Source organism: Saccharopolyspora galaxeae (assembly GCF_016526145.1).
Classification (GTDB): Bacteria; Actinomycetota; Actinomycetes; order Mycobacteriales; family Pseudonocardiaceae; genus Saccharopolyspora_C; species Saccharopolyspora_C galaxeae.
The window spans coordinates 622,254-646,204 of record NZ_JADDUE010000002.1 but is presented as its reverse complement, the minus strand read 5'-3'; the positions used below and the strand labels follow the sequence as shown (position 1 = coordinate 646,204).

At 71.2% G+C, this 23,951-nt stretch carries 18 protein-coding genes and 1 tRNA gene; 7 read left to right on the top strand and 12 right to left on the bottom strand.

The window, feature by feature from the left end:
• Window positions 1-107 precede the first annotated feature (107 nt).
• On the top strand, window positions 108-1,772 hold the full coding sequence (locus tag INP57_RS07415) for an isovaleryl-CoA dehydrogenase (protein WP_200069269.1): 1,665 nt from the start codon (window positions 108-110) through the stop codon (window positions 1,770-1,772).
• A gap of 4 nt (window positions 1,773-1,776) precedes the next feature.
• Here the strand turns inward: INP57_RS07415 and INP57_RS07410 are convergent, their stop codons facing one another.
• From INP57_RS07410 to eno, 3 genes are all read right to left on the bottom strand, one after another.
• Window positions 1,777-2,265, bottom strand: a complete 489-nt coding sequence (locus INP57_RS07410; protein WP_200069268.1) for a DUF501 domain-containing protein — start codon at window positions 2,263-2,265, stop codon at window positions 1,777-1,779.
• Complete coding sequence (locus INP57_RS07405) at window positions 2,262-2,717, bottom strand: FtsB family cell division protein (RefSeq protein ID WP_307849950.1); 456 nt, start codon at window positions 2,715-2,717, stop codon at window positions 2,262-2,264. The genes INP57_RS07410 and INP57_RS07405 overlap by 4 nt, the downstream gene beginning before the upstream one ends.
• Window positions 2,718-2,869: 152 nt before the next feature.
• Window positions 2,870-4,156: a phosphopyruvate hydratase gene (eno, locus tag INP57_RS07400; RefSeq protein ID WP_200069266.1), complete on the bottom strand. Its 1,287-nt coding sequence runs from the start codon at window positions 4,154-4,156 to the stop codon at window positions 2,870-2,872.
• A 269-nt stretch (window positions 4,157-4,425) separates the two neighbouring features.
• Here eno and INP57_RS07395 point away from each other — a divergent pair, with 269 nt between their 5' ends.
• Window positions 4,426-4,803, top strand: coding sequence for a tetratricopeptide repeat protein (locus tag INP57_RS07395; RefSeq protein WP_200069265.1), 378 nt, complete (start codon window positions 4,426-4,428; stop codon window positions 4,801-4,803).
• A 54-nt stretch (window positions 4,804-4,857) separates the two neighbouring features.
• Here INP57_RS07395 and INP57_RS07390 read toward each other — a convergent pair whose 3' ends face one another.
• From INP57_RS07390 to mfd, 6 genes are all read right to left on the bottom strand, one after another.
• Window positions 4,858-5,673: a lytic murein transglycosylase gene (locus INP57_RS07390; protein ID WP_200069264.1), complete on the bottom strand. Its 816-nt coding sequence runs from the start codon at window positions 5,671-5,673 to the stop codon at window positions 4,858-4,860.
• Window positions 5,674-5,871: 198 nt separating this feature from the next.
• The gene (locus INP57_RS07385) at window positions 5,872-6,681 is read right to left on the bottom strand and encodes a lytic murein transglycosylase (protein ID WP_295149575.1); all 810 of its coding nucleotides are present in this window, start codon (window positions 6,679-6,681) and stop codon (window positions 5,872-5,874) included.
• A 291-nt stretch (window positions 6,682-6,972) separates the two neighbouring features.
• Window positions 6,973-8,016: a nucleoside triphosphate pyrophosphohydrolase gene (locus INP57_RS07380; RefSeq protein ID WP_200069263.1), complete on the bottom strand. Its 1,044-nt coding sequence runs from the start codon at window positions 8,014-8,016 to the stop codon at window positions 6,973-6,975.
• A 163-nt stretch (window positions 8,017-8,179) separates the two neighbouring features.
• Window positions 8,180-9,106 (bottom strand): SurA N-terminal domain-containing protein, encoded by a 927-nt coding sequence (locus INP57_RS07375; RefSeq protein WP_307849949.1) that lies wholly within the window; start codon window positions 9,104-9,106, stop codon window positions 8,180-8,182.
• 79 nt (window positions 9,107-9,185) lie between these two features.
• The gene (locus INP57_RS07370) at window positions 9,186-10,727 is read right to left on the bottom strand and encodes an LCP family protein (protein ID WP_307849948.1); all 1,542 of its coding nucleotides are present in this window, start codon (window positions 10,725-10,727) and stop codon (window positions 9,186-9,188) included.
• Window positions 10,728-11,025: 298 nt separating this feature from the next.
• Entirely contained in the window at window positions 11,026-14,640 is a 3,615-nt protein-coding gene (gene mfd, locus INP57_RS07365; RefSeq protein ID WP_200069262.1) for a transcription-repair coupling factor, read from the bottom strand.
• 351 nt (window positions 14,641-14,991) lie between these two features.
• Here mfd and INP57_RS07360 point away from each other — a divergent pair, with 351 nt between their 5' ends.
• Window positions 14,992-16,173, top strand: coding sequence for a PQQ-dependent sugar dehydrogenase (locus INP57_RS07360; RefSeq protein WP_200069261.1), 1,182 nt, complete (start codon window positions 14,992-14,994; stop codon window positions 16,171-16,173).
• Here the strand turns inward: INP57_RS07360 and INP57_RS07355 are convergent.
• The 3 genes from INP57_RS07355 to INP57_RS07345 all read right to left on the bottom strand — a co-directional run bounded on the left by INP57_RS07355 (window position 16,165) and on the right by INP57_RS07345 (window position 18,644).
• Complete coding sequence (locus INP57_RS07355) at window positions 16,165-16,767, bottom strand: Uma2 family endonuclease (RefSeq protein ID WP_200069260.1); 603 nt, start codon at window positions 16,765-16,767, stop codon at window positions 16,165-16,167. The genes INP57_RS07360 and INP57_RS07355 overlap by 9 nt on opposite strands.
• 142 nt (window positions 16,768-16,909) lie before the next feature.
• On the bottom strand, window positions 16,910-17,506 hold the full coding sequence (locus tag INP57_RS07350) for a TetR/AcrR family transcriptional regulator (RefSeq protein WP_200069410.1): 597 nt from the start codon (window positions 17,504-17,506) through the stop codon (window positions 16,910-16,912).
• 172 nt (window positions 17,507-17,678) lie between these two features.
• The gene (locus INP57_RS07345) at window positions 17,679-18,644 is read right to left on the bottom strand and encodes an acyl-CoA desaturase (RefSeq protein ID WP_200069259.1); all 966 of its coding nucleotides are present in this window, start codon (window positions 18,642-18,644) and stop codon (window positions 17,679-17,681) included.
• A gap of 333 nt (window positions 18,645-18,977) precedes the next feature.
• Between INP57_RS07345 and INP57_RS07340 the strand changes: the two genes are divergently transcribed.
• The 4 genes from INP57_RS07340 to INP57_RS07325 all read left to right on the top strand — a co-directional run bounded on the left by INP57_RS07340 (window position 18,978) and on the right by INP57_RS07325 (window position 23,945).
• A tRNA-Gln gene (locus INP57_RS07340) sits at window positions 18,978-19,048 on the top strand.
• Window positions 19,049-19,109: 61 nt separating this feature from the next.
• On the top strand, window positions 19,110-20,948 hold the full coding sequence (locus INP57_RS07335) for a GGDEF domain-containing protein (protein WP_200069258.1): 1,839 nt from the start codon (window positions 19,110-19,112) through the stop codon (window positions 20,946-20,948).
• Between the two features lie 425 nt (window positions 20,949-21,373).
• A complete protein-coding gene (glmU, locus tag INP57_RS07330; protein WP_200069257.1) occupies window positions 21,374-22,936 on the top strand; it encodes a bifunctional UDP-N-acetylglucosamine diphosphorylase/glucosamine-1-phosphate N-acetyltransferase GlmU in 1,563 nt (520 codons plus the stop codon).
• A 28-nt stretch (window positions 22,937-22,964) separates the two neighbouring features.
• Window positions 22,965-23,945 carry a ribose-phosphate diphosphokinase gene (locus INP57_RS07325; RefSeq protein ID WP_200069409.1) on the top strand — a complete coding sequence of 327 codons (981 nt, stop codon included), beginning with the start codon at window positions 22,965-22,967 and terminating at the stop codon, window positions 23,943-23,945.
• Window positions 23,946-23,951 lie beyond the last annotated feature (6 nt).

Genomic DNA, 23,951 nt, shown 5'->3' with positions numbered 1-23,951 from the left:
TGGCACGTACTCGCTGGTCACGAAGTTCGTCGACACCATCGAGTGAAACGGTGCAGCCGACGTCGAGGGCTACTGCGCGGTAGCCGCTTTGGCCTACCCTGCTGCGCATGACGCTCACCGGCGAGCCGCACGTGCACGGCAGGACGGAACCCTGGTCGACCCACGACGTGACCAACCAGCCTCCGCTGCTGGACGGCTTCGACCCGTTGTCCTGCGATCCCGCGCTGCGCGAAGCCGTCAGCCGCTACGCGCCGACCGCACTGCCCGACCTGCGCGAACTAGCGCTCGAGTCGGGTTCGGCCGAAGCGCGCGAGCACGGCAGGCTCGCCAATGACAATCCGCCCGAGCTGCGCACCCACGACCGCTACGGCAACCGCGTCGACGAGGTCGAGTTCCACCCCTCCTGGCACTGGCTGATGAACCGCGCGGTCCGGCACGGCCTGCACGCCGCGCCGTGGCGGCCGGACGCGGAACCCGGTGCGCACGCGCGCCGCGCCGCCGGTTTCTACCTGTGGTCGCAGGCCGAGGCGGGACACGGTTGCCCGATCTCGATGACCTTCGCCGCCGTGCCCGCGCTGCGGCACTCCCCCGAGCTGGCCCGCCAGTACGAGCCGGGGCTGTCCTCGCCCGACTACGACTTCGGCCTGCGTCCCGCCGCCGCGAAGACCGGGCTGCTGGCCGGGATGTCGATGACCGAGAAGCAGGGCGGTTCGGACGTGCGGGCGAACACCAGCACCGCCGAGCCGCTGGCCGACGGGACCTACCGGATCACCGGGCACAAGTGGTTCACCTCGGCGCCGATGAACGACCTGTTCCTCACGCTGGCGCAGACACCGGACGGGTTGAGCTGCTTCCTCGTGCCGCGAGTGCTGCCGGACGGCAGCCGCAACGAGATCCGGCTGCAGCGGCTCAAGGACAAGCTCGGCAACAAGTCCAACGCTTCCGCGGAGTTGGAGTACACCGGCGCGCTCGGGCACCTGGTCGGCGAAGCGGGCCGCGGAGTGCGCTGCATCATCGAGATGGTGTCGATGACCAGGTTGGACTGCGTGCTCGGTGCGGCGGCGAACATGCGGGTCGCACTGTCCGAGGCGGCGCACCACGTGCAGCACCGCAGCGCGTTCGGCGAACGGCTGGCCGATGCGCCGCTGATGCGGACCGTGCTGGCGGATCTCGCGTTGGAGACCGAGGCGGCGACCGCGTTGGCGATGCGGCTCGCGGCGGCCGTGGACGGGCAGGGCAGCGACACCGAGCGGGGATTGCTGCGGCTCGCGCTGCCTGCGGCGAAGTTCCACGTGTGCAAGCGGGCCGCCACGGCGGTGGCCGAAGCGCTCGAATGCCTCGGCGGCAACGGCTACGTCGAGGAGTCCGGGCTGCCGCGGCTGTACCGGGAGGCGCCGCTGATGTCGATCTGGGAAGGCTCCGGCAACGTGACCTCGCTCGACGTGCTGCGTGCGCTGCACAAGCAGCCCGCGTCGGCGGAAGCGCTGCTGGGCGAGCTGGACGCCGCGGCAGGCGCGGACCGCCGCTACGACGACAGCGTCCGGCAGCTGCGCGAGGAGATCGCAGCGCCCCGCCCGGAACGGGCGCGCAAGCTGGCCGAACTGCTGGCGTTGACCTTGCAGGCTTCGCTGCTGATCCGGCACGCGCCGACCGCGGTCTCGGAGGCTTTCGTGGCGACCCGGCTGGTACCGGACACCGGCCGGTCGTTCGGCACGATCCCGGACGGGCTCGCCGCCACCGCGCTGCTCGAGCGGGTCACGCCGGGACGCTGAACGATCAGGAAGGCGCGTTCTCCGGCCAGCGGCGAGTGATCTCGTCCAGCACCTCGTCGCCGAACGGATTCACCCCCGGGCCCTTCGCGAGCGCGTGCGCGAGGTGCACGTGCAGGCACTTCACGCGGTCCGGCATACCGCCCGCGGTGACCTGAGTGCCCAGCGGTTCGATCGCGTCCCGCTCGGCCAGGTAGGACTCGTGCGCGCGGCGGTAGGCGGCCGCCAGCTCCGGATCCTCGGCGAGCCGGTCCTGCATCTGCCGCATCCGGCCCTCCGCCTCCAGCGTGGAGCACAGCGCGCTCAGCCGGGGCGAGGTCAAGTAGTACAACGTCGGGAACGGCGTGCCGTCCTCGAGCCGCGGATTCGTCCGCACCACGCTCGGCTCGCCCGCCGCGTCCCGCGCCGCCACCGCCCGCAGCCCGCGCGGCGGCCTGCCGAGCTGGTCGGCGATGCTTTCCCGATCGTGCTCGGTGACCGTCGAAATGTCGTTCACTGCCCGTTCCCCGTCAGCGACTTCCACAGGTTCTCGTACCACGGCCCGTCATCCGCGGGCGTCGGCGCCGGCGGCGGCTGGGCCTGCTGGTGCGGGAGTTCCACGATGTACGGCGTCTCCCCGGGGCGCACGTAGCCGAGCCTGGCGCGCGCCTCGGTCTCGACGTGCTGCGGATCGGAAAGCTGCGCCTTGCGCTCCTGCAATTCCTGGACCTGCTGGGAGAGTTCGACCCGCTTGTCGTCCTGCGCGGCCAGCTCGCCGCGCTGGCTCAAGTAGGTGCGCAGCGGCACGGACACGCTCAGCGCCATCGTGCACAGCAGCAGCGCCAACAACGCCGCCCGGCGCGTCGACGAGAGCTTGAACGCGCCACCGGTCGGCGACTTGCGCTGCGATTTGGACCGCGGCGCCGCCGCGCGCGGCCGGGAACCGCTCTTGGTTCCCGACCGCTTCACCGGCTCCCGCGAACGACCGGTACGGCGCGCCGCGGGGGTCTCGCCCCCGCGGCGGCGTTGCTGTCGATCAGAGGACCGCCCGCTCGGCATCGCCCGCACCCGTCGTCGTCGAAGTCACCCCGGCCGTGTTCAGACCGCTGGTGACCAGGATGTCACGCCTCCGGATTGAGCCGCGGGAACGCCAGCTCACCCGCGTAGCGCGCCGCGTCGCCGAGCGCTTCCTCGATGCGCAGCAGCTGGTTGTACTTGGCGATCCGCTCGCTGCGCGCCGGGGCACCGGTCTTGATCTGGCCGCAGCCGGTGGCCACCGCGAGGTCGGCGATCGTGGTGTCCTCGGTCTCGCCGGAGCGGTGGCTCATCATGCTCTTGTAGCCGCAGGAGTTGGCCAGGTTCACCGCGTCCAGCGTTTCCGAGAGCGTGCCGATCTGGTTGACCTTGACCAGCAGCGCGTTGCCCGCGCGGCGGTTGATGCCCTCCTCCAGCCGCTCCGGGTTGGTCACGAACAGGTCGTCGCCGACCAGCTGCACGCGGTGGCCGATCTCCTTGGTCAGCTGCACCCAGCCGTCCCAGTCGTCCTCGGACAGCGGGTCCTCAATGGACACCAGCGGGTAGGAGTCGAGCAGCTCGTTGTAGTAACCGGCCATCTGCTCGGGACTGCGCTTGGCCTTCTCGAAGGTGTAGACGCCGTCCGAGTAGAACTCGGTGGCGGCCACGTCCAGCGCCAGCACGATGTCGGTGCCCAGCTTGTAGCCGGCCTTCTCGACAGCGGTGGCGATCAGGTCCAGCGCCTCGCGGTTGTTCGGCAGGTCGGGGGCGAAGCCGCCCTCGTCGCCGAGGCCGGTGGGCAGGCCCTTGGACTTCAGCACCGACTTCAGCGCGTGGTAGGTCTCCGCGCCCCAGCGCAGCGCGTCCGAGAAGGAGTCGGCACCGACCGGGGCGATCATGAACTCCTGCACGTCCACACCGGTGTCGGCGTGCGCACCGCCGTTGAGGATGTTCATCATCGGCACCGGCAGCACGTGCGCGTTCGGCCCGCCGACGTAGCGGAACAGCTCCAGCCCGGCCGAGTCCGCGGCGGACTTCGCCACCGCCAGCGAGACGCCGAGGATCGCGTTCGCGCCCAGCCGGGACTTGCCGGGCGTGCCGTCGAGGTCCACCAGCTTCTGGTCGACCACGCGCTGCTCGGTGGCGTCCAGCCCGGCCAGTTCCGGGCCGATCTCGTCCAGCACGCCCTCGACGGCCTTCTCCACGCCCTTGCCGCCGTAGCGCTCGGCGTCGCCGTCGCGCAGCTCGACCGCCTCGTGCTCACCGGTGGAAGCGCCCGAGGGGACCGCGGCGCGGCCCAGCGTGCCGTCCTCCAGTGCCACCTCGACCTCGACGGTGGGGTTCCCGCGCGAGTCCAGGATCTCGCGGGCGCCGACCTGCTCGATGATCGCCACGTGTGCTCCTAACCAGGGTTTGAGGTATGGGCGGCCCCGGCTCGCCGCACCGCTGGACGCGCGCGGCGGGCCGAACCCCCGAGGACCGCCCCTGAGCCTATCGGGGCCCGGTGCGGCGACGTCGCCGACTTGAGCGGGAGCACATCGTCGCCCGATCAGGATCGATCACGTTGCACGGCGCGTGATCGAACGGCGGCCGCGGACGTGCCGATTACCATCCGCTCGGCAGTCGAGGAACAGCGGGGTCGGCACGTAGTGTTGTCCGCGTCATGAGGGACGAAGAGACCGTGGAAGCGTTCCGCCGGGCGGAGAACCTGGTCTCCCAGCGACGGCCGTGGGAGGCCCTCCGCGCGCTGCAACCCGTGCTCGCCATCGCCGAGGACAAGCCCAGTGTGCAACTGGTTCTCGGCCGGGCGTACCTGTTCTCGGCCCAGTTCCGCCGGGCGGAGCTGGCGTTCCTGCGGGTGCTGGAGCTCGACCCGTCCGACCATTACGCGCGGCTGGTGCTGGGACGCACCCTGCAGCGGCAGGGACGGTTGCTGGAGGCCCGCAGCCAAGTGCAGATGGCCGCGACGATGAATCCCGATCCCGCTTACCAGGAAGCGCTGGGCGAGATCAACGCCCGGCTGGCCATGCAGAACGACTGAGCCGCTGCGACGTTGCGTCGCGGCCGTTCCGGTCGCGGGTCGGTCGCGTGCGGTTCAGTCGCGGCGGTTCGCCGCACCGGCGTAGGTCTCGGCGATCGCGAAGACCTTCTGCCCGTACTCCACCGAGTTGTTGTACGACATCACCGATCCCCACCAGCCCTGGCCGGTGGTGAGATCGCGGCCGCTGGAGCAGAGGTACCGGGCGGCGGCCATCGAGGCGTCGTCCAGGTTCTGCGGATCGCCGACCCCGTCGCCGCTGCCGTCGGTGGCCCACTTGCGCCAGGTCGACGGGATGAACTGCATCGGGCCGACCGCGCGGTCGTGCATCGCGTCGCCGTCCAGCACACCGCCGTCGGTGTCTCCGATCGCGCGCACGCCGGGAGTCCCGTCCAGCGGGACACCGATGATCGGCTTCGACGGGCGGGCGTCGTCGCCGAGCAGCCGGTTGCCGTACCGGCCGTGGTTCGACTCGATCCGGGCGATCCCGGCGATCGTGGACCACGAGATCCGGCACTCGGGCTGGTACTCGCGCATCGCGAGATCGGCGTTGACGTAGGACAGCAGCGCCCTGGAAGGCACGTCGACCACCGAGGCGATCCCGTCGGCCCACTCGCGCACCGGATCGCCGCCTTCCGGTGCAGGTTGTTGCACCGGCTCCTGCACCGGCGGCGCGGCGGAACCCGGCAGCACCGGGGCGGGTTCGACGGTCTGCTCCGGTGGCGGCCCGGCTTCCGGGGCGGCGGCCGGACGGCCGAGCACCGCGGTCAGGCCGACGCCGACCCCGGCGGACGCCACCAAGGTGAGCGCGACGGCGAGTCGTCCGAGGACGGCGAACACGGCGCGCAGCCGCGAAGGAGTGGGGTCGGTCACGCGAACAGGTTACTTGGCGGTATCAAGCAGAACCAGGGAGCGTTTAGGGAGCGGTTCGCACAGCGGGGTCGTTCAGCGGAACATCAGGCGCCTGCTCGCTGCGGAATCTCAGCGGAGAAGTCGCCGCACGGCTCGGTTTCCCGCCGCACCGGAGCGTTCGCCGATCGACCGGCCACCCGTGCGAACCCGTAGCTGCGCTCAGTTCTCCGTCGCCAGGGTGCGGCTGATCCTGCCGTACTGATCGGCGTGGTCGATCACGTCCTGGCCGTAGTCGTGGCTCTCGTTGTAGTCCAGCAGAGCCCTCCAGAACCCGTCCGGATTGCGCAGATCGCCGCCGACCGTGCACAGGTATCCGGCCGCGGCCAACGCCGCATCATCGATGTCGTTCGGGTCGGCGACCCCGTCGCCGTCGGCATCCGCCGCCCAGCGGTTCCAGGTGATCGGGATGAACTGGAGCGGGCCGATCGCCCGGTCGAACACCAAGTCTCCGTCCATGGCACCGCGGTCGGTGTCCTCGATCCGCTTGACCCCGTTGCTGCCGTCCAGCGGCAGACCGCGGATCGCCACGCTGGGCCGTCCGGTCTCGTCCAGCTTGGCGCCGCCGTAGCGGCCGTGGCTGGATTCGATGGCGCCGATCCCGGCCAGGGTGGACCAGCCGATGCCGCAACCGGGGTGCTCCTGCTCGGCCGCGCGCGCCGCGTAGCCGTACGCCTGCAGCGCGGCGAGGGGAATGTTCAGCTCGTCGGACATCGACTCCGCCCAGCCGGTGAGTTGCTGCTGCGGCCGGTCCTGCACGGACATCGGAGGATTGCCGGAGTGCGCCAGCTGCACCCGCGGCGGTTCCACTCCCGGGTCCGGTGGCGCCACGGCAGGCGGCGGGTCGGCGGCGACCCTGGGCTCGTTCTCCGCGCGGTCTTCCTCGGGCGGAGCGCACGAGACGAGCACGGCGAGCACCGGTACCACTCCGGTGAACAACCACGGTCTGCGCGCACCCTGTTGCTGCGACACCAAATGCCTCCCTCTCCCACCTCAGTGTGCACGTGCCCGTCGTGCGCCCGGAGACGAACCGGACAAGTCACGCGCTCCCGGAGCACTTGTCGTCGGCAACGCGAGTTCTGTGACGGTGCCGGTCGGATTCGCCGGGCAGCGCGAGCGGACCGGGACCTCCGGGGGTTCGTGGCCGACCGCCGTTCCGCGTGGCGTTCCCACTTTCGCGGATGCGGACCTGCTCGCCGCGAGCGGGTCCGCGAGCGGCGAACCGGATTCGCACCGGCGGCGGGAATCCACTCCGGTGCCCGCTCATTCCCCGCTCGCCGCCCAGTACCGCCGCCAGTCCGCGCCGTTGCAGGTGGCCGGGTCCTGACCGGCCGCACGTGCCGCGGCTTCGGCCGCGCGGACGCGCGAGGCGAACGCCAGCGCGCTGGCGCGCAGCTCGTCCTCCGGATCCGCGCCTTCCAGGCGAGCACGCGCCACCAGCCCGAACAACCTGTCGCCCACCGACGTGCCGGTGGGCAGCAGGTCTTCCGGCAGGTCCGCGCGCCCGGCGCGCTGCGCGAGCTTGGCCGCCAGCGCCGCGGCCGGCTGCCCGGTCGCCACTCCGTCCACGATGGACTCGCGCTGCTTCTCGCGTTGCTTGAGCTCGTCCCAGCGCAGGTGCTGCGACTCCGCGTCGTGCACGGTGTCGTCCTCGGCGAACACGTGCGGATGCCGGGAGACCATCTTGCTCACCAGCTCGGCGGCCACCTCGTCCACCCCGAACGGGTCCGCGGCGTGCTCGGCCGCCACCCGCGAGTGGAACAGCACCTGCAACAGCACGTCGCCCAGCTCCTCGCGCAACGACGCCCGGTCCCGCTGCTGGATCGCGTCCAGCAGCTCGTAGGTCTCCTCCACCAGGTAGCGCCGCAGCGAGTCGTGGTCCTGCTCCGCGTCCCACGGGCAACCACCCGGAGAACGCAACCGGTCCATGACGGTGACGGCGTCCAGCAACTCCACGCCGACCGGTGCCGCGGCGCCGATCAGCGACGCACCGGCCGCGCGCAATTCCCGCGCCTGCGCGGAAAGCAGGTCGGGCACGATCAGCACGACGGGCTCCCGGCGGGCCTGCGCGAGCAGCGCCTCGGCCGCCGGTGCCGCCGGGAGCTGCAACGCCGAACGGGTCGCCGCGGACAGCCCTTCGGCGGCATAAACCGCCGAGGCCCGGCGCACCGCGGGCATCGCCGCAGCCGGGAGCACGTCGCCGAGCCGGTCGTCGACGAGCACGACCGCCGAGCCGGTCGCGGTCCCATCCGACGTGCTGCTCGGTCCCTCGGAATGTTCGCCGGTCACCGGGTGCGCGGAAGACATGCGGCGATTGTCGCAAGCACGGGTTCGTGCCTTGCCGGAGCGCTTGATCCATGCCGTCGAGATTGCCCGCGGCGGCGGCCGGACCCCCGCCCGACACACCGGCGCGTCACCTCGTCCGGGTGATCTCGAAACCGGCGAATCCCGAGGGCGCGGCCTCGCACCATCAGGCCCGCCGCGGCTGGAAGGCGATACCGATCGTCTCCCCCGCGCTCGGCGCGGCCGAAAGCGCGATCTCGTCCCACACGCCGTATCGCGGGCTGAGCTGCACACCGATCCGCTGCGCGGTGACCCGCAGCAGTTGCGCGCCCACCGCCTGCATCTTCGCCTCGTCCGCACCGGCCCCGCTCGGCGCCGCCCGCTCCTCGGTGCTGCGCTGCTTGATCCGCACCACGGTCCACTGCCCGGACTGCGGCTGGAGCTCGAACGCCATCGTCGTACCCGGCAGCGCGCCGAACAGCGGCGTCGCGGCCACCAACTCCGGCACCTCGGCCGAACGCAGGTGCTCACCGGTGGCCGCGCCAACGCCCGCTTGCCGGTCGGCGGCCACCACTGCCGCGGATTCCTGCTCGCCGCGGGACATCCGGCGCGCCTTGTCCTCGGCCTCGCGCCGATTGGTGGCGGAGGTGACGTCGTAGGTCACCCCGAGCCGATCGATGTACTTGCGGCCGAGCTCGCCGGTCAGCAGCCGCGAACGCATCGCGTCCCGGAAGTCGGCCGGGGTGTAGATCTGGCCCGCGCTGGCCTTCTCCGGACCACCCGCCGCGTTGATCAGCTCGGTGAGCTGCCGCTCGTCCACCCGCAATCCCTCGTCGCGGGTCGCCTGCTCCACCAGGCGCCTGCGGACCAGGTCGGTGGCCAGCCGCCGCCCGAACTCGCCGAGCTGGCCCTGCTGGTCCATCTGCTGCTTGGCCGCGGGTTCCTTGTCCAGCACGGTGCGGAAGCGGCCCTGCACCTCGTTGACCGGTATCCGCGAGTCGCCGACGAAGGCCGCGGCACCGACGGACGCGGGTCCGTTTCCGCAGCCCGCGAGCAGGATCGCGGCCAGCACCAAGGAACCGAGCAGGCGGGAGCGGGTGATCGCGGAACGCACGGCGGCCACCTTCTCACGAGATCATCCCGGGGTGAAGGCGCACCACCTGGCACGACCCTCGATCGTCCGCTGTGGACGGTCAATGCACGCAGGGCACGCCGTCGGCGGTGATCGGTTTTTCCGGATCGGGAGACTGCGCCGGACGCGGCGCGGCCCGCTGCAACCCGTCGAGCCGCAGGCTCGGCGCACCGGCGAAGTTCTGCGCACCCGGCCCGTCGTAGTCGCTGCCCAGGTACACCTGCACCGAACCGGCGGAAACGGACCCGCTCTCGGCCACCGGCAGCCCCCCGAGCGCCGCCGCGACCTGCTCGCCCGAAGCGCTCTCACCGGGCGCGACCCGCACCACCGACGAGCTCATCGACTTCGCGTTGGCCGTCTCGCCCGAGACGAACCCTTGTCCCGCAAGGTTTTCCTGCACCGAGGCCGCGAGACCGGTGACGCCCGTCGTGTTGTAGACGTGCGCGGTGATCTCCGGCCGCGCGGTGCTCTCCGACGGTTGCGCGGCCTCGGACCGCTCGGCCTCGGATCGGTCGGCCTGCTGCCGGACGAGTCGTTCCTGCGGAGGCAGCAGCAGGTCCGCGACGAACTGCCGCACCTCGGACTCGTCGATGGTCACGTCCTCCTTCCCGGATTCACCGACGAGTTCCACCGGGATGGTCTGGAAATCGATGTCGCCACCGGCGATGCCGCGCATCTGCTGGGCGAAGCTGAGCACGTCCCAGCCCTTGTCCAGCACCACGGACTGCCGCACCGCCGAGACCAGCTCGGACAGCTTCGCCGGATTCGCCAGCGTCCCCGCGGACAGCACCTCCTGCGCCAGCCCGGACATGAACACCTGCTGCCTGCGCACCCGATCCAGGTCGTTGCGCGGAAGTCCGTACCGCTGCCGCACGAACGCGAGCGCGTCACCGCCGGAGACCCGCTGCGGACCCGCGTCGAAGTCCGCACCGGAATCGGGCTCATCGACCGGTTCCAGCAGGCACACCGGAACCCCGCCGACGGCCTTGGTGATGTCGTAGAAGCCGAGCAGGTTCACCTCGGCGTAGTGGTCGATGCTCACCCCGGAGAGGTCTTCCAGGGTCTTGATCAGGAACTTCTGGCCTTCGGCCTTGGACTGCAGTTCGAGCTGCTTCGGGTCGGTGACCCCGCTGGACTGGAGCCGGTGCTCGGCGGCGCCCTTGGCCCGGGCCATCGCGGAGTTGAGCTTGTTCTTCCCGAACCCGTTGCCCATCCGGACCATCGTGTCGCGCGGGAACGACACGGCGCTGGCGCGCCCGCCACCGTTCGGGATCCGGGTCAGGATCATCGTGTCGGTGAGGTCGCCGCCCCCGTCATCGGTGGTCCGCAGCGTTTTCAGGACTTCGTCCGGCAGCGGGTTGCCGTCGGCGTCGGTGCGGCTGTCGTTGCCGATCAGCAGGATGTCGGTGGCGCCGTCCGGCTCGCTGAAGCCGCCGATCACATCGCTACCCGCCAGCCCGCCGTTGAGGCCGCGCAACGTCGCCCACGCGTAGCCGGTGGTGGCCAGCACCGCGACCGACAGCAGCGCGACCATCGTCCGCGCGAACACCCGGGCAGGTCTGCGCCGCCTCGGCGGCTCGGCCCAGGTGTCGCTGCGTGGCACTGGGCGGCGCACCGTGGTGGCTTCCCCGGGCCGCGAAGGTCCCGGGCGCGGGCTGGGACCCGGACGGGATCCGGGGTGCTGCGGTCCTCGCGAGCGACCTTCCACCGCTGGTCCTTTCGTCCACCGCACGGCGCGCGTCGGTCAGGATGTTCCTGCACATTGACAGACGCCGGACGGCGCACGAGGTTGCCTCGCGGCGATTTTCCCGTTCTCCGCGGGAAAAAATACGGCAGAGTGAACGCGGTCGTCGCAACGAGCTCGGCGGAACGGTCGATCGCCGAGCAGCGCGAACGGCGGATCAGCCCACCGCGGCGGGCTTTCCGGCCAGCGACGCGAGCAGCTGCGTGCACCACTCCAGCAGCGCAACGTCGCGCAACGGCGGTGCGCCGATCCGCCCGCCCGCGGCACCCTCGGTCGGACGCGGCACCGACACCGTGCGCACCGCCGCCTTGTACACCGCCTTCGGGTACAGCCGCTTGAGCCGCATCTGCTGCGAGTCCGCCAGCTCCATCGGCGCCACCCGCAGCGACGAGCCCTGCAAGGTCACCTCGGTGACCCCGTACTCGCGGCAGACCTGGCGGAACCGCGCGACCTTCAGCAACCGTTCCACCGGCTCCGGCAGCTGCCCGTAGCGGTCGCCGAGCTCGGCGCGCACCGCGTCCAGCGACTCCTGGTCCACGGCCGCGGCGATCTTGCGGTACGCCTCCAGCCGCAACCGCTCCCCCGGCACGTAGTCGTGCGGGATGTGCGCGTCCACCGGCAGGTCCACCCGGACCTCGGACAGCTCCTCGTCGGCCGAACCGGGTTCCGCGCCCGCGTGCTGCTTGAACGCCTCCACGGCCTCCCCGACCAGCCGCACGTACAGGTCGAACCCGACGCCCGCGATGTGCCCGGACTGCTCGGCGCCGAGGATGTTGCCCGCGCCGCGGATCTCCAGGTCCTTCATCGCCACCGCCATGCCCGCGCCCAGCTCGGAGTTCTGCGCGATCGTGGCGAGCCGGTCGTGCGCGGTGTCGGTGAGCGGCTTCTCGCCCGGGTACAGGAAGTACGCGTACCCGCGCTCGCGCGCCCGCCCGACGCGCCCGCGCAGCTGGTGCAGCTGGGACAGCCCGAGCATGTCCGAGCGCTCCACGATCAGCGTGTTCGCGTTCGAGATGTCCAGCCCGGTCTCGACGATCGTGGTGCACACCAGCACGTCGTGCTCGCGCTCCCAGAACCCCTGGATGATCTTCTCCAGCCGGTCCTCGTTCATCTGCCCGTGCGCGGTGACGATCCGCGCCTCCGGCACGAGCTCGCGCAGGTGCCGGGCCGCCTTCTCGATCGTCGACACCCGGTTGTGCACGAAGAACACCTGGCCGTCGCGCAGCAGCTCGCGGCGGATCGCGGCGGCGACCTGCTTCTCGTCGTAGGCGCCGACGTAGGTCAGCACCGGGTGCCGCTCCTCCGGCGGGGTCAGGATCGTGGACATCTCGCGGATCCCGGCCATGCTCATCTCCAGCGTCCGCGGGATCGGCGTCGCCGACATCGTCAGCACGTCCACGTGCGTGCGCAGCGCCTTGATGTGCTCCTTGTGCTCGACGCCGAAGCGCTGCTCCTCGTCCACGATCACCAGGCCGAGGTCCTTGTAGCGCACGCCGGTCTGCAGCAGCCGGTGCGTGCCGATCACGATGTCCACCGAGCCGTCCGCGAGGCCCGCGGTGGTCTGCTCCGACTCCCGCGCATCGGTGAACCTGGACATCCCCTTGATGGTCACCGGGAAGGAGCGCATCCGGTCGGTGAAGGTGTTCAGGTGCTGCTGGGCCAGCAGCGTCGTCGGCACCAGCACCGCGACCTGCTTGCCGTCCTGCACCGCCTTGAACGCCGCGCGCACCGCGATCTCGGTCTTGCCGTAGCCGACGTCGCCGCAGACCACCCGGTCCATCGGCACCGCGCGCTCCATGTCGGACTTGGCCTCGTCGATCGCGGCGAGCTGGTCGCCGGTCTCGGTGTAGGGGAAGGCGTCCTCCAGCTCGCGCTGCCACGGGGAGTCCGCGCCGAAGGCGTGCCCGGTCGAGGACTGGCGGGCGGCGTAGAGCTGCACCAGCTCCGCGGCGATCTCCTTGACCGCCTTGCGCGCCTTGGCCTTGGTGTTCTTCCAGTCCGAGCCGCCGAGCTTGTTCAGCGTCGGCAGCTCACCGCCCACGTAGCGGGAGACCTCGTCGAGCTGGTCGGTGGGCACGAACAGCTTGTCGCCCGGCTGGCCGCGCTTGCTGGAGGCGTACTCCAGCACCAGGTACTCGCGGGTCGCACCGCCGACAGTTCGCTGCACCATCTCGACGTACTTGCCGATGCCGTGCTGCTCGTGCACCACGAAATCGCCCTGCTTGAGCGCCAGCGGATCCACGGCGTTGCGCCGCTTGGACGGCATCCGCCGCATGTCCTTGGTCGAGGTGCCGCCGCGGCCGCCGGTCAGGTCGGCTTCGGTGAGCACCACCAGGCCCGCGTCCGGAGCCGCGAAACCGTCCTCCAGGCCGCCGCGGACCACGGTGATCACACCGGGCTGCGGCGCCTCGACCAGGCCCTCCTTGGCGGGCTGCACCGGCAGTTCGGCCTCGCGGAACTGCTGCACCGCCCGCTGCGCCGTGCCCTGCCCGGGGACGACCAGCACGGCCGCGCCTCCGGAAGCGGTGTGCGCGCGCAGGTCCGCGTACGCGCGCTCGACCTCGCCGCGGTACGCCTCGACCTGCTTCAGCGGCAGCTGCAGCGCGCCTTGCTCGCCGTCGCCGGACAGCTGCGTCAACGTCCACCACGGCAGTCCGAGCTCGCGGGTGTGCTCGGCGACGTCGCTCAACCCGCGGTAGGCCGAGGCCCCCAGGTCGATCGGGGCGCGGCCGCCGTCGGCGGCGACCATCCAGGACGCCTCCAGGAACTCCTGGCCGGTGCGCACCAAATCCGCCGCCCGCGCCCGCACCTTCTCCGGATCGGCCAGCACGACGTGCGTACCCGCAGGGACGAGGTCGGTCAGCAGCCGCATCTCCCCTTCGCACAGCGCGGGGATCAGCGCCTCCATGCCCTCCACCGCGGCGCCGCCGGCGATCTTGCCGAGCATCTCGGACAGGTGCCCGTCGGCGGAGTGCTGCTCGGCGAGCTTCCCGGCGCGCTCGGCGACCTGGTCGGTGATCAGCAGTTCCCGGCAGGCGGGCGCGTACAGGTCGGTGTCGGTGGCTTCCGGCAGCGAACGCTGGTCGGCGACGGAGAACGGGCGGATCTCGGTGACCTCGTCGCCCCAGAACTCCACGCGCAGCGGGTGTTCCTCGGTGGGCGGGAAAACGTCGACGATGCCGCCGCGCACGGCGAACTCACCGCGCTTCTCCACCATGTCGACCCGGGTGTAGGCCAGGCCGGTCAGCCGCTGCACGAGTTCCTCGAAGTCGTGCTCCTGCTCCAGTTCGAGCCGCACCGGGGGCAGCTCGCCGAGGCCGGGCGCGATCGGCTGGATCAGGCTGCGCACCGTCGAGACCAGCACCCGCACCGGGCCTTCGGCGTGCTCCTCGGGATGCGCGAGCCTGCGCAGGACCGCCAGCCTGCGGCCCACGGTGTCCGCACGCGGGGAGAGCCGCTCGTGCGGCAGCGTCTCCCACGACGGGAAAACCGCGACACCGTCGGCGCCGATCAGGTCACCGACCGCTGTCGCGGTCTCCTCGGCTTCCCGGCCGGTCGCGGTGACCAGCAGCACCGGCGCCGAAGCCCCTTCGGCCAGCGCGGCGGCCGTGAGCGGGCGGGCCGCCACGGGACCTTCCAGCACCACGTGCGGACTGCCCGCGGACTCGATCAGCCGCTGGAAAGCGGCATCGTCCAGCAGCGGGCCGAGCAGCCCGCGCAGCGCGGCTGCCGGCGCCGCTTCCGTAGCCGTGGCAGGACCAGCCTGGGTCATGGAGCATCCCTCGCACCGAGAATCACCGGAAACGCGCACAGACCCGTCCCCGGGAACGACTTTGCCTCCGGCCCATCGGCGTACCCGGTTGCTGGCCGAGTCGTGCGGCCGCACCCGGCGTGGATCGGCGATCCGGGGGCGGCACCACCAGGGCCGGTAGCTCCGGGAACCGTGCTGATCTCGCGCGGGAATCGGGCACGTCCCGGCAGGTCCGGGCGGCGGGAGTCACCGTCCAGCCTACGACTCCGCACCGACACTTCCGGGCCGCCCCGGATCGATGGCTTGCGTTCGCTGGACCGGCGGCTGCTGCTTGCTGGACCGGCGGCTATGCCTTGCTGACATACTGTGACCATGCGCACAGTCCGGTTCGCCGTTTTCGCCGTGACCCTGCTGCTCGCTGCGTGCAGCGCTCCGGACGGCACGCCATCGGAGGCCGCCGCGAGGGCGCCGGAACCGGCCGCGCTCGGCGTCGAAGTGGTCGCGGGCGGGCTGACGCACCCTTGGGACATCGGCTTCCTGCCGGATGGCACCGCACTGATCCCGCAGCGCTCCGGCAAGCTCGGACTGCTCACCGGCAACCGCCCGGGAGCGCAGGTCCGGCCGGTGCGGGCCGACTTCTCCGACGTGTTCGCGCGCGGCGAGGGCGGGCTGATGGGCCTGCTGGTGCATCCGGATTTCGCCAGCACGCGGCAGTTCCTGACGTGCCAGACGTACCAGGAGAACGGGCGGCCGGTGGACGTCCGGCTGATCAACTGGCGGCTCTCCGAAGACGGCAGCAGCGCGCAGCGGGTCGGGCCGCCGCTGCTCACCGGGCTGCCGGTGAACCAGGGCGGCAGGCACTCCGGTTGCCGCCCCGCGCTGGCCGAGGACGGTTCGCTGCTGGTGACCACCGGTGATGCCGCGGACCCCGGAGCCGCGCAGGACCGCAGCGGCCTGGGCGGGAAGGTGCTGCGAATGGACTTGCGCACCGGAGAACCGCTGCCGGACAACCCGTTCGCGAACTCGCCGGACCCGGCCGAGCGGCTGATCTACACCTACGGGCACCGGAACGCGCAAGGCATCGCGCCGCGCCCTGGTGGTCAGGTGGTCGTCGCCGAGCACGGTCCGGATCGCGACGACGAGCTCAACGTGCTGGTCCCGGGCCGAAACTACGGCTGGGACCCGTCGCGCGGCGGCAGCTCGGACTCCTACGACGAGTCGGTGCCGATGACCGACCTGCGGCGGTTCCCGGACGCGGTACCCGCGGTGTGGTCGTCCGACGACGCGACCGAGGCGGTATCCGGAGCCACGTTCCTCACCGGCCCGCAGTGGGGCGAGCTCGACGGGATGCTCGCAGTGCCCGCGCTCAAGGGCTCGAAGCTGCTGCTGTACCGGCTGGAACCCAACGGCGCAGTGCAGGAAGTCCTGATCCCATCGGAGCTCGACGGCACGCACGGCCGTCTCCGCGCCGCACGCCAAGGCCCTGACGGTGCCCTCTATGTCACGACGTCCAACGGCGAGAACGACCAGGTGCTGCGCATCTCGTCAACGTGACCAGGCACCGAAGATCTGCTCGTACAGCACGTCGACGTCGAGATCGACGTCCACCGGAGCGGCCTTGACCGTGGCGGGCCGACCGGACTCCACCACTGCGGACTCGGCGTACTCTCCCTTGTCGAGCTGAAAACAGAAGATCGCGGGCGGCGCCCCGGGCATCGGCTCGACCCGCCAGTAGAACGGAACTCCGGCCTGCGCGTACGCCTCGGGCTTGACCATGCGGTCGTCCTTGCGCGTCCGCGGCGAGACGACTTCCACCGCGAGCAGCACTTCGGACGCCGCCACCTTGATCGTGCCGTCGCTCTGCGCGGGAACAACGCTGATGTCCGGAACGAACCCCATGCCCTCGACGACGCTGATTCCCAACGCGCTCACCGCCACGAGGTCCGAACGTTCCTCGCGGCGCAACGCCTGCCGCAGGAGCAGCCGGAGTTCGTCACTGATCGCCTGATGGGCGTAGCTGGGCGCAGGAGTCACCTTGAAATGTCCGCCAATCAGCTCCACCCGGTTGCCGCCCGGGTCCTCGTCGAGCGACTCCCAATCGGCCAGCGCGTAAGGCGGACCGCCGGTGTACGCGAGTGCACTACTCATAGTGTTCAGATCATCGCACACCGTGATCACCTCAGTTTCAGCGGACCTCTCGTCCCATTATTGCCCAGTCGTAAAGCGAAGTTCCGGAAGTGAACGGACCGTGCGCCCGGTCGGTCCAGCGGACCGTTCACTCGGGGAGGATTCACCGCCAGTTGCCCAGCTTGGGCTTGTGCTCCAGGTGGGACAGCCCGTTCCAGGCCATGTTGACCAGGTGCGCGGCGACCTCTTCCTTCTTCGGCTTGCGCACCTCCAGCCACCACTGGCCGGTCAGCGCGACCATGCCCACCAGCGCCTGGCTGTAGAGCGGCGCCAGCTTCGCGTCGTAGCCCTTCGCGCTGAACTGCAGCCCGAGGATGTGCTCGACCTGGCTGGCGATGTCGTTGAGCAGCGACGAGAAGGTGCCCGTCGTGCTGGCCACCGGCGAGTCGCGCACCAGGATGCGGAACCCGTCGGTGGAGTTGTCGATGTACTCCAGCAACGCCGTGGCCGCCTGTTCCAGCAGCGCACGGGGGTGACCGGCGGACAGCGCGGAGACGACCAGGTCCAGCAGGTTGCGCATCTCGCGGTCCACCACGACCGCGTAGACGCCTTCCTTGCCGCCGAAGTGCTCGTAGACGACCGGCTTGGAGACCCCGGCCCGGTGCGCGATCTCCTCGATGGAGGCCGCCTCGAACCCCTTCTCCGCGAACAGGGCCCGCGCCACGTCGAGCAGTTGCTGGCGCCGTTCCTCACCGGTCATCCGGACCCGGGCCGTGCGCGCCGAACGGCGTCTGGTCTCCGAGTCCGGGGAGTTCCGCTTCCGCCGTCCCGCCACGCGGCAACCCTAGCCGCCGCTGCCGGGCACGATGCGGACCTCCCCGGACGCGTGCCGAGTTCGCGCCGCCCGCTGCGTTCCGGTCGTGCCGCCCGGTTCAGCCCTTGTGCTCGGTGACCGCGATCCGGGCCAGCCGCTTCTCGTTCGGCCAGCGCACCTTCCACGCCCAGCCCAGCTTCTCGAACGCCCAGATCGTCCGCGCCGAGATGTCCAACTGCCCGCGCAGCACCCCGTGCCGGGCGCAGGTCGGATCGGCGTGGTGCGAGTTGTGCCAGGACTCACCGAACGACACGATCGCCAGCGGCCAGAAGTTCGCCGCCTTGTCCCGGCTCTTGAACGGCCGCTCGCCGATCATGTGGCAGATCGAGTTCACCGACCACGTGATGTGGTGCAGCAGCGCGACCCGCACCAGACCGGCCCAGAAGAACGCGGTCAGCGCGCCCCACCAGGACCAGGTCAGCAGCCCGCCGAGCACCGCGGGCAGCACCAGGCTCAGCGCCGTCCACAGCACGAACAGGCTGTTGAGCCGCACCAGCGCGGAGTCCTTGCGCAGGTCCGGGGCGAACCGGTCCTCGTTGGTGAACGCGCGCTCGAACAACCAGCCCATGTGCGCGTACCAGAAGCCCTTGGCCAGCGCCGCGGGCGAGCTGCCGAACCGCCACGGCGAATGCGGATCGCCGTCCCGGTCCGAGTAGGCGTGGTGCCTGCGGTGGTCGGCGACCCAGGTGATCACCGGGCCCTGCAGCGAGGTCATGCCCGCGATCGCCAGCGCAGCGCGCAGCCCGCGCTTGGCCTTGAACGAGCCGTGCGTGAAGTGCCGGTGGAAGCCGACGGTCACCCCGACCCCGCTGATCACGTAGAAGACCGCGGCGAGCCCCACGTCGACCCAGCCCAGTCCCCAGCCCCAGGCGAACGGCACGGCAGCGATCACGGCCAGCGTCGGCACGGTGACGAACAGGTACACGAAGAACTGTGCGACTCTCGGCCGATCGCCCGCGGTCAGCGGTTTCGGTCCGGTGTCGGCGCTGGGCGCCTCGGGCGCAACGCTCGTTGCTGCTGTCATGCTCACTACCTCAACTGGTCAGGTGGTGGGAAGGACGGTCTGCCTGCGCCGGGTGCGCGGCCGTCGACCCCGAATCCTACGGGACCGTAACCTACGGCAGCGTAAGTTCGTGGATGCACGATCGTCACCCCCCGGCGATGATATTGCGGCGTGTCGCACCAGCTCGGGCGTGTCCGGAATTGATCTGCCGGGCAGGCGCGCTGGACGAACGTGCCACCATGTCGACTGGGCTGACACGGCCTGCAGGCGTGCCGGTAAGCTCTGCCGCCGAACCGGTCCGTGCGCAGGCCGGCCGAAGCGGCGGGCTCGCGAGCGGGACCGCCCACCGACCGATCCGCCGTGGTGTAAAGGCAGCACCTCAGATTTTGGTTCTGATGGTCCAGGTTCGAGTCCTGGCGGCGGAGCAGCGGTCGCAGGCGGTGCGGCCGGGCCGGTAAGGCGGTTGCCGGTCCTGCCGGGTGCGCGATGCCCGGCGCAGCCGTGACGATCGCCGACCTCCCGGCCCCGGCCGGGCTGATTCCCAGCAGGGGGTGTGCGCCGCTGCACGAGGACGCGACGGACGTGCGCGACGACGCGACAACCGCGCTGAGCGAAGTCAGCGACGCGTGGTTGGTGGGTCGCGCGCGCGAACTGAGCGCCGTCGGGCAGAACAGCGACGCACTCGGCCAGCGCGGCACCATCCGCGAAGCCGACGGCCTGCTCGCCGAGGCGCAGCGCCGCGGCGAACCGCGCATCGTCGCCCAGCTGCTCCGGCACTGCGCCGCGATGCGGCTGTCCACCCCCGGCCTCGCGCACGGCGCGGACCCGCTGCTGGACGAACTGCTCACGCACAGCCGCAGGCACGGCCTGCTGGTGCTGGAGGCGGACGCGCGGGCGCTGCGCGGCAGGCGGCAGCTGCTGGCCAGCGGTGAGGACAACGCGATCAGCGAGGTCGCGTGGGGCCTGGCGATGCTGGAGGACGAACTCGTACCGGACACCGCGCTGGGGCGGCGGTCCTGGGACCGGCTGCTGGCGACCGCGCTGATCGACCTCGGTTACGTGCTCACCCAGCTCGGCGTCTACGAGATGGCCGAGGTCGTCATGGGCCGCGCGCACCACCGCATCCGGGAGAGCGGCGGGCCGCACGAGATCGCGGTGCACATGATGAACCGCTGCCGGATGCTGCTGGGCTGGGGACTGCGGCTGGAGCGCATCGGCGAGGACGACGAGGCCGGTGAGCGGTTCGCCACCGCCTCCGCGCTGGCCTACGCGGTGGAAGGCCCGTGGCAGGAGTCGTTGTTCCCGCGGCTGCCGGACCGCACCGCGTGGGACCAGATCCCGCTGCTCGGCGCCGCGCACGCGCTCGCGCAGCCCGGTCCGGAGCACATCGAGCGGTTGCAGCGGTTGCGCTCGCTGGACCGCGCGATCCACCCGCGGGAGAAGATCATCGTGGCGATCGCGCTGTCCCGCTGCCTGATGTCGGCCGATCGGCGCGCGGAGGCCGTGTCGGTGCTCGCCCCGTCCAGGGCGGCGGGGCAGGACTCCCGCTCGCACGTCACGACCGACACCTCCGACCCGACGCTGCGGATCTCGCTGGCCAGGGAGTACGCCCGGCTGGTCGAGATCGACGAGCCGATCAGCGACGCGCTGGGCGAGTACGTGCTCGAGCTGGAGACCGAGCTGTGGACGATGCGGGAGGCGCGGTACTCGACGCTTTCCAGCCGGTTGGAGAACGCGCGGCTGAACCTGCGCCACGACGCGATCACGCAGCAGGCGCTGCAGGACCCGCTGACCGGGTTGTCCAACCGCCGGGCGCTGGACGACCGGCTGGACTCGCTGCTGGGCAGCGCGGAGGCGCAGCCGCTGTCGATCGCGCTGGTCGACCTGGACGGGTTCAAGGAGGTCAACGACCGCTGCTCGCACGCCGAAGGCGACGACGTGCTGCGCGTCGTCGCGACCACGTTGCGGGACACGCTGCGGGTGGACGACTTCGTGTCCCGCTACGGCGGCGACGAGTTCGTAGTGCTGCTGCCCGTCGTGGCGCTCACGGACGCGGAATCCGCGTTGCAGCGCACGGTCGAGGCGATCGCCCGGTTGCCGAAGGCCCTTTCGCGCGGGGTGACGTTGTCGATCGGCGTGGTCGCGATGCGCGCGCAGGAGTCCGGCGCCCAGGTGCTGGCCCGCGCGGACGCGGCGATGTACCAGGCCAAGCGCGGCGGCGGGAACCAGGTCGCGACGTTCGCGGCGGCCGAGGAGGCGCAGTACCCGGCGGGGCCGAGCGGCCCGCGCGAGCAGGAGACCTGGATCCCTCCGCAACCGCACTGAGCGCGGGTGCGTCCCAGCCGCCACACGGCGGCTTCGTCGGAAATCACCCCGATCGCGCTATTGCGTCCGCGGCTCGCACGCTCGGTGATCAACCTGATGCCTTCTCCGCACATTTACCGCTATTCCGGCGCCGCCATCCGCCTGCGGTGGCCGCGCGCCGCAGCAGCTACGCGTCCGATCACGAATACCCAGTTGAGACGGGCCATGGCGACGGGGCCGGACCTTGCGGGGGAGGTATCATCGGCTTCCGCCGGAACGAGCGGACGGGGCACCCGGCCCGACCCGGAGTCGATCCGGTTACCCTTCACCCGCTTGGACGCCATCAGCAGTCGGCCAGCGGCGCCATAGCGCACCGTGGCCGCACCGAACAGGGCGACTCCGGCGTATCGGCGTCGAACCCGCTTGAGACCCGAGGGAGTGCGTTGATGCCCCAGGGCGCGAACGCCCGGCCCGCCCCCGACAGCACGTCCGGCGCGGCTGCTTCCGGCTCCCCCGGTGGCTGGTCCCCGGACGACGCCCGGGTGCACGCGATCGTGCTGGCCGCGGGCGAAGGCACCCGGATGCGTTCGGCCACGCCGAAGGTCCTGCACCGGCTCGCCGGCCGCCCGCTGGTGGAACACGCGGTGCGCGCCGCGGCGGGCACCGATCCCGAGGACCTCGTCGTCGTGATCGGGCACGGCAAGGACGCGGTCGGCGAGCACCTCGCCGACGTCGCGGGCGAGCTGGACCGCGACGTCCGCACCGCCGTGCAGGACCAACAGCTCGGGACCGGTCACGCGGTGGCCTGCGGGCTCGACGCGCTCGCGGACCGCACGTCCGGCACGGTCCTGGTCAGCTACGGCGACGTGCCGCTGCTGGACGCGACGACGCTGAGCGCGTTGCTGCGCGAGCACCACGACAACGGCAACGCGGCCACCGTGCTCTCCGCGGTCGTCGCGGACCCCACCGGCTACGGGCGCCTCGTGCGCGACGGGTCCGGGCAGGTCACCGGGATCGTCGAGCAGAAGGACGCGACCGCCGAGCAGGCGGCCATCGACGAGATCAACTCCGGGGTCTACGCCTTCGACGCCGCGGTGCTGTCCGAAGCGCTGGCCCGGCTCTCCACCGACAACGCGCAAGGCGAGCTGTACCTGACCGATGTGCTCTCCATCGCCCGCGGCGACGGGAAGTCCGTGGGCGCGCTGGTGTGCGCGGACACGTGGCTGGTCGAGGGCGTGAACGACCGGGTGCAGCTGGCGCGGCTCGGCGCGGAGTTCAACCGCAGGCTCGTGCTGGACTGGATGCGCGCGGGTGTCACGGTCACCGACCCGGCCTCGGTGTGGCTGGACTGCGACGTGACCTTGGACCGGGACGTGCTGCTCGAACCGGGCGTGCAGCTGCGCGCGGGCACCAGCGTCGGCGAAGGCGCGGTGATCGGGCCGGACACCACGCTCACCGGCTGCGCGGTGCGGCCCGGCGCGTCCGTGGTGCGGTCGCACGGCGAGGGAGCCGAGGTCGGCCCCGGCGCCTCCGCGGGCCCGTTCGCCTACCTGCGCCCCGGCACCCGGCTCGGCGCCGACGGCAAGATAGGCACCTTCGTGGAGACCAAGAACGCCGAGATCGGCGCGGGCAGCAAGGTGCCGCACCTGACCTACGTCGGCGACGCCGAGGTCGGCGAGAACAGCAACATCGGCGCGGCCACCGTGTTCGTCAACTACGACGGAGTGGCCAAGCACCGCACCGTGATCGGATCGCACGCCCGCACCGGCGCGGACAACATGTTCGTCGCCCCGGTCGAGGTGGGCGACGGCGCCTACACCGCCGCCGGTTCGGTCATCACCCAGAACGTCCCCCCGGGCGCCATGGCGGTCGCCCGCGGGAGGCAGCGCAACATCGAAGGCTGGGTGGCTCGCCGCCGCCCGGACACCGCCGCCGACCAGGCCGCTCAGCGGGCGCTGGAGCGGTCGGGATCTGACCTGACCACCAATCCGATCAGTGACTCCCGATGATGGGCGTCAACGGGGAGGGACGATGACCGTGAGTGCCATGTCTGCGACCCCGAAGAAGAGCTTGAAGCTCTTCTCCGGGAGCAGTCACCCGGAACTTGCCGAGGAGGTGGCCAAGCAGCTCGACGTGACGGTCACGCCCCAGGCGGCCTACAAGTTCGCCAACGGCGAGATCTTCGTCCGCTACGACGAGTCGGTCCGCGGCTGCGACGCCTTCGTAATCCAGTCGCACTGCACGCCGCTGAACGACGCCATCATGGAACAGCTGATCATGGTGGACGCGCTCAAGCGGGCCAGCGCGAAGCGGATCACCGTGGTCATGCCGTTCTACGGCTACGCACGGCAGGACAAGAAGCACAAGGGCCGCGAGCCGATCTCGGCGCGGCTGATGGCGGACCTGTTCAAGACCGCCGGTGCGGACCGGATCATGACGGTGGACCTGCACACCGACCAGATCCAGGGCTACTTCGACGGGCCGGTGGACCACCTGCTGGCGCAGACGGTGCTGTCGGACTACGTGCGCGAGACCTACTCCGAAGAGAAGATCACCGTGGTCTCGCCGGACTCCGGCCGGGTGCGCGTGGCCGAGAAGTGGGCGGACAACCTCGGCGGGACTCCGCTGGCGTTCATCCACAAGACCCGGGACCCCACGAAGCCGAACCAGGTGGTCGCCAACCGCGTCGTCGGTGACGTCGAGGGCAGGCTGTGCGTGCTGGTCGACGACATGATCGACACCGGCGGCACGATCACCAAGGCCACCGAGCAGCTGCTGGAGGCGGGCGCCAAGGCCGTGATCATCGCGGCGACGCACGGCGTGCTGTCCGGCCCGGCGGTGGAGCGGCTGTCCTCCTGCGGAGCGAAGGAGGTCGTGCTGACCAACACGCTGCCGATCCCGGAGGACCACCACTTCCCCACGCTGCGGGTGCTGTCCATCGCCCCGCTGGTGGCCGAAGCGATCCACCAGGTCTTCGAGGACGGCTCGGTGACGAGCCTGTTCAACGGCCACGCTTGAGCGTCC

Coding starts and splice junctions, on each gene's coding strand:
- INP57_RS07335 (WP_200069258.1), top strand. CDS start 19,110: ATGCCCGGCGCAGCCGTGACGATCGCCGACCTCCCGGCCCCGGCCGGG.
- INP57_RS07350 (WP_200069410.1), bottom strand. CDS start 17,506: ATGACCGGTGAGGAACGGCGCCAGCAACTGCTCGACGTGGCGCGGGCC.
- INP57_RS07415 (WP_200069269.1), top strand. CDS start 108: ATGACGCTCACCGGCGAGCCGCACGTGCACGGCAGGACGGAACCCTGG.
- INP57_RS07380 (WP_200069263.1), bottom strand. CDS start 8,016: ATGTCTTCCGCGCACCCGGTGACCGGCGAACATTCCGAGGGACCGAGC.
- mfd (WP_200069262.1), bottom strand. CDS start 14,640: ATGACCCAGGCTGGTCCTGCCACGGCTACGGAAGCGGCGCCGGCAGCC.
- glmU (WP_200069257.1), top strand. CDS start 21,374: ATGCCCCAGGGCGCGAACGCCCGGCCCGCCCCCGACAGCACGTCCGGC.
- INP57_RS07360 (WP_200069261.1), top strand. CDS start 14,992: ATGCGCACAGTCCGGTTCGCCGTTTTCGCCGTGACCCTGCTGCTCGCT.
- INP57_RS07395 (WP_200069265.1), top strand. CDS start 4,426: ATGAGGGACGAAGAGACCGTGGAAGCGTTCCGCCGGGCGGAGAACCTG.
- INP57_RS07355 (WP_200069260.1), bottom strand. CDS start 16,767: ATGAGTAGTGCACTCGCGTACACCGGCGGTCCGCCTTACGCGCTGGCC.
- INP57_RS07345 (WP_200069259.1), bottom strand. CDS start 18,644: ATGACAGCAGCAACGAGCGTTGCGCCCGAGGCGCCCAGCGCCGACACC.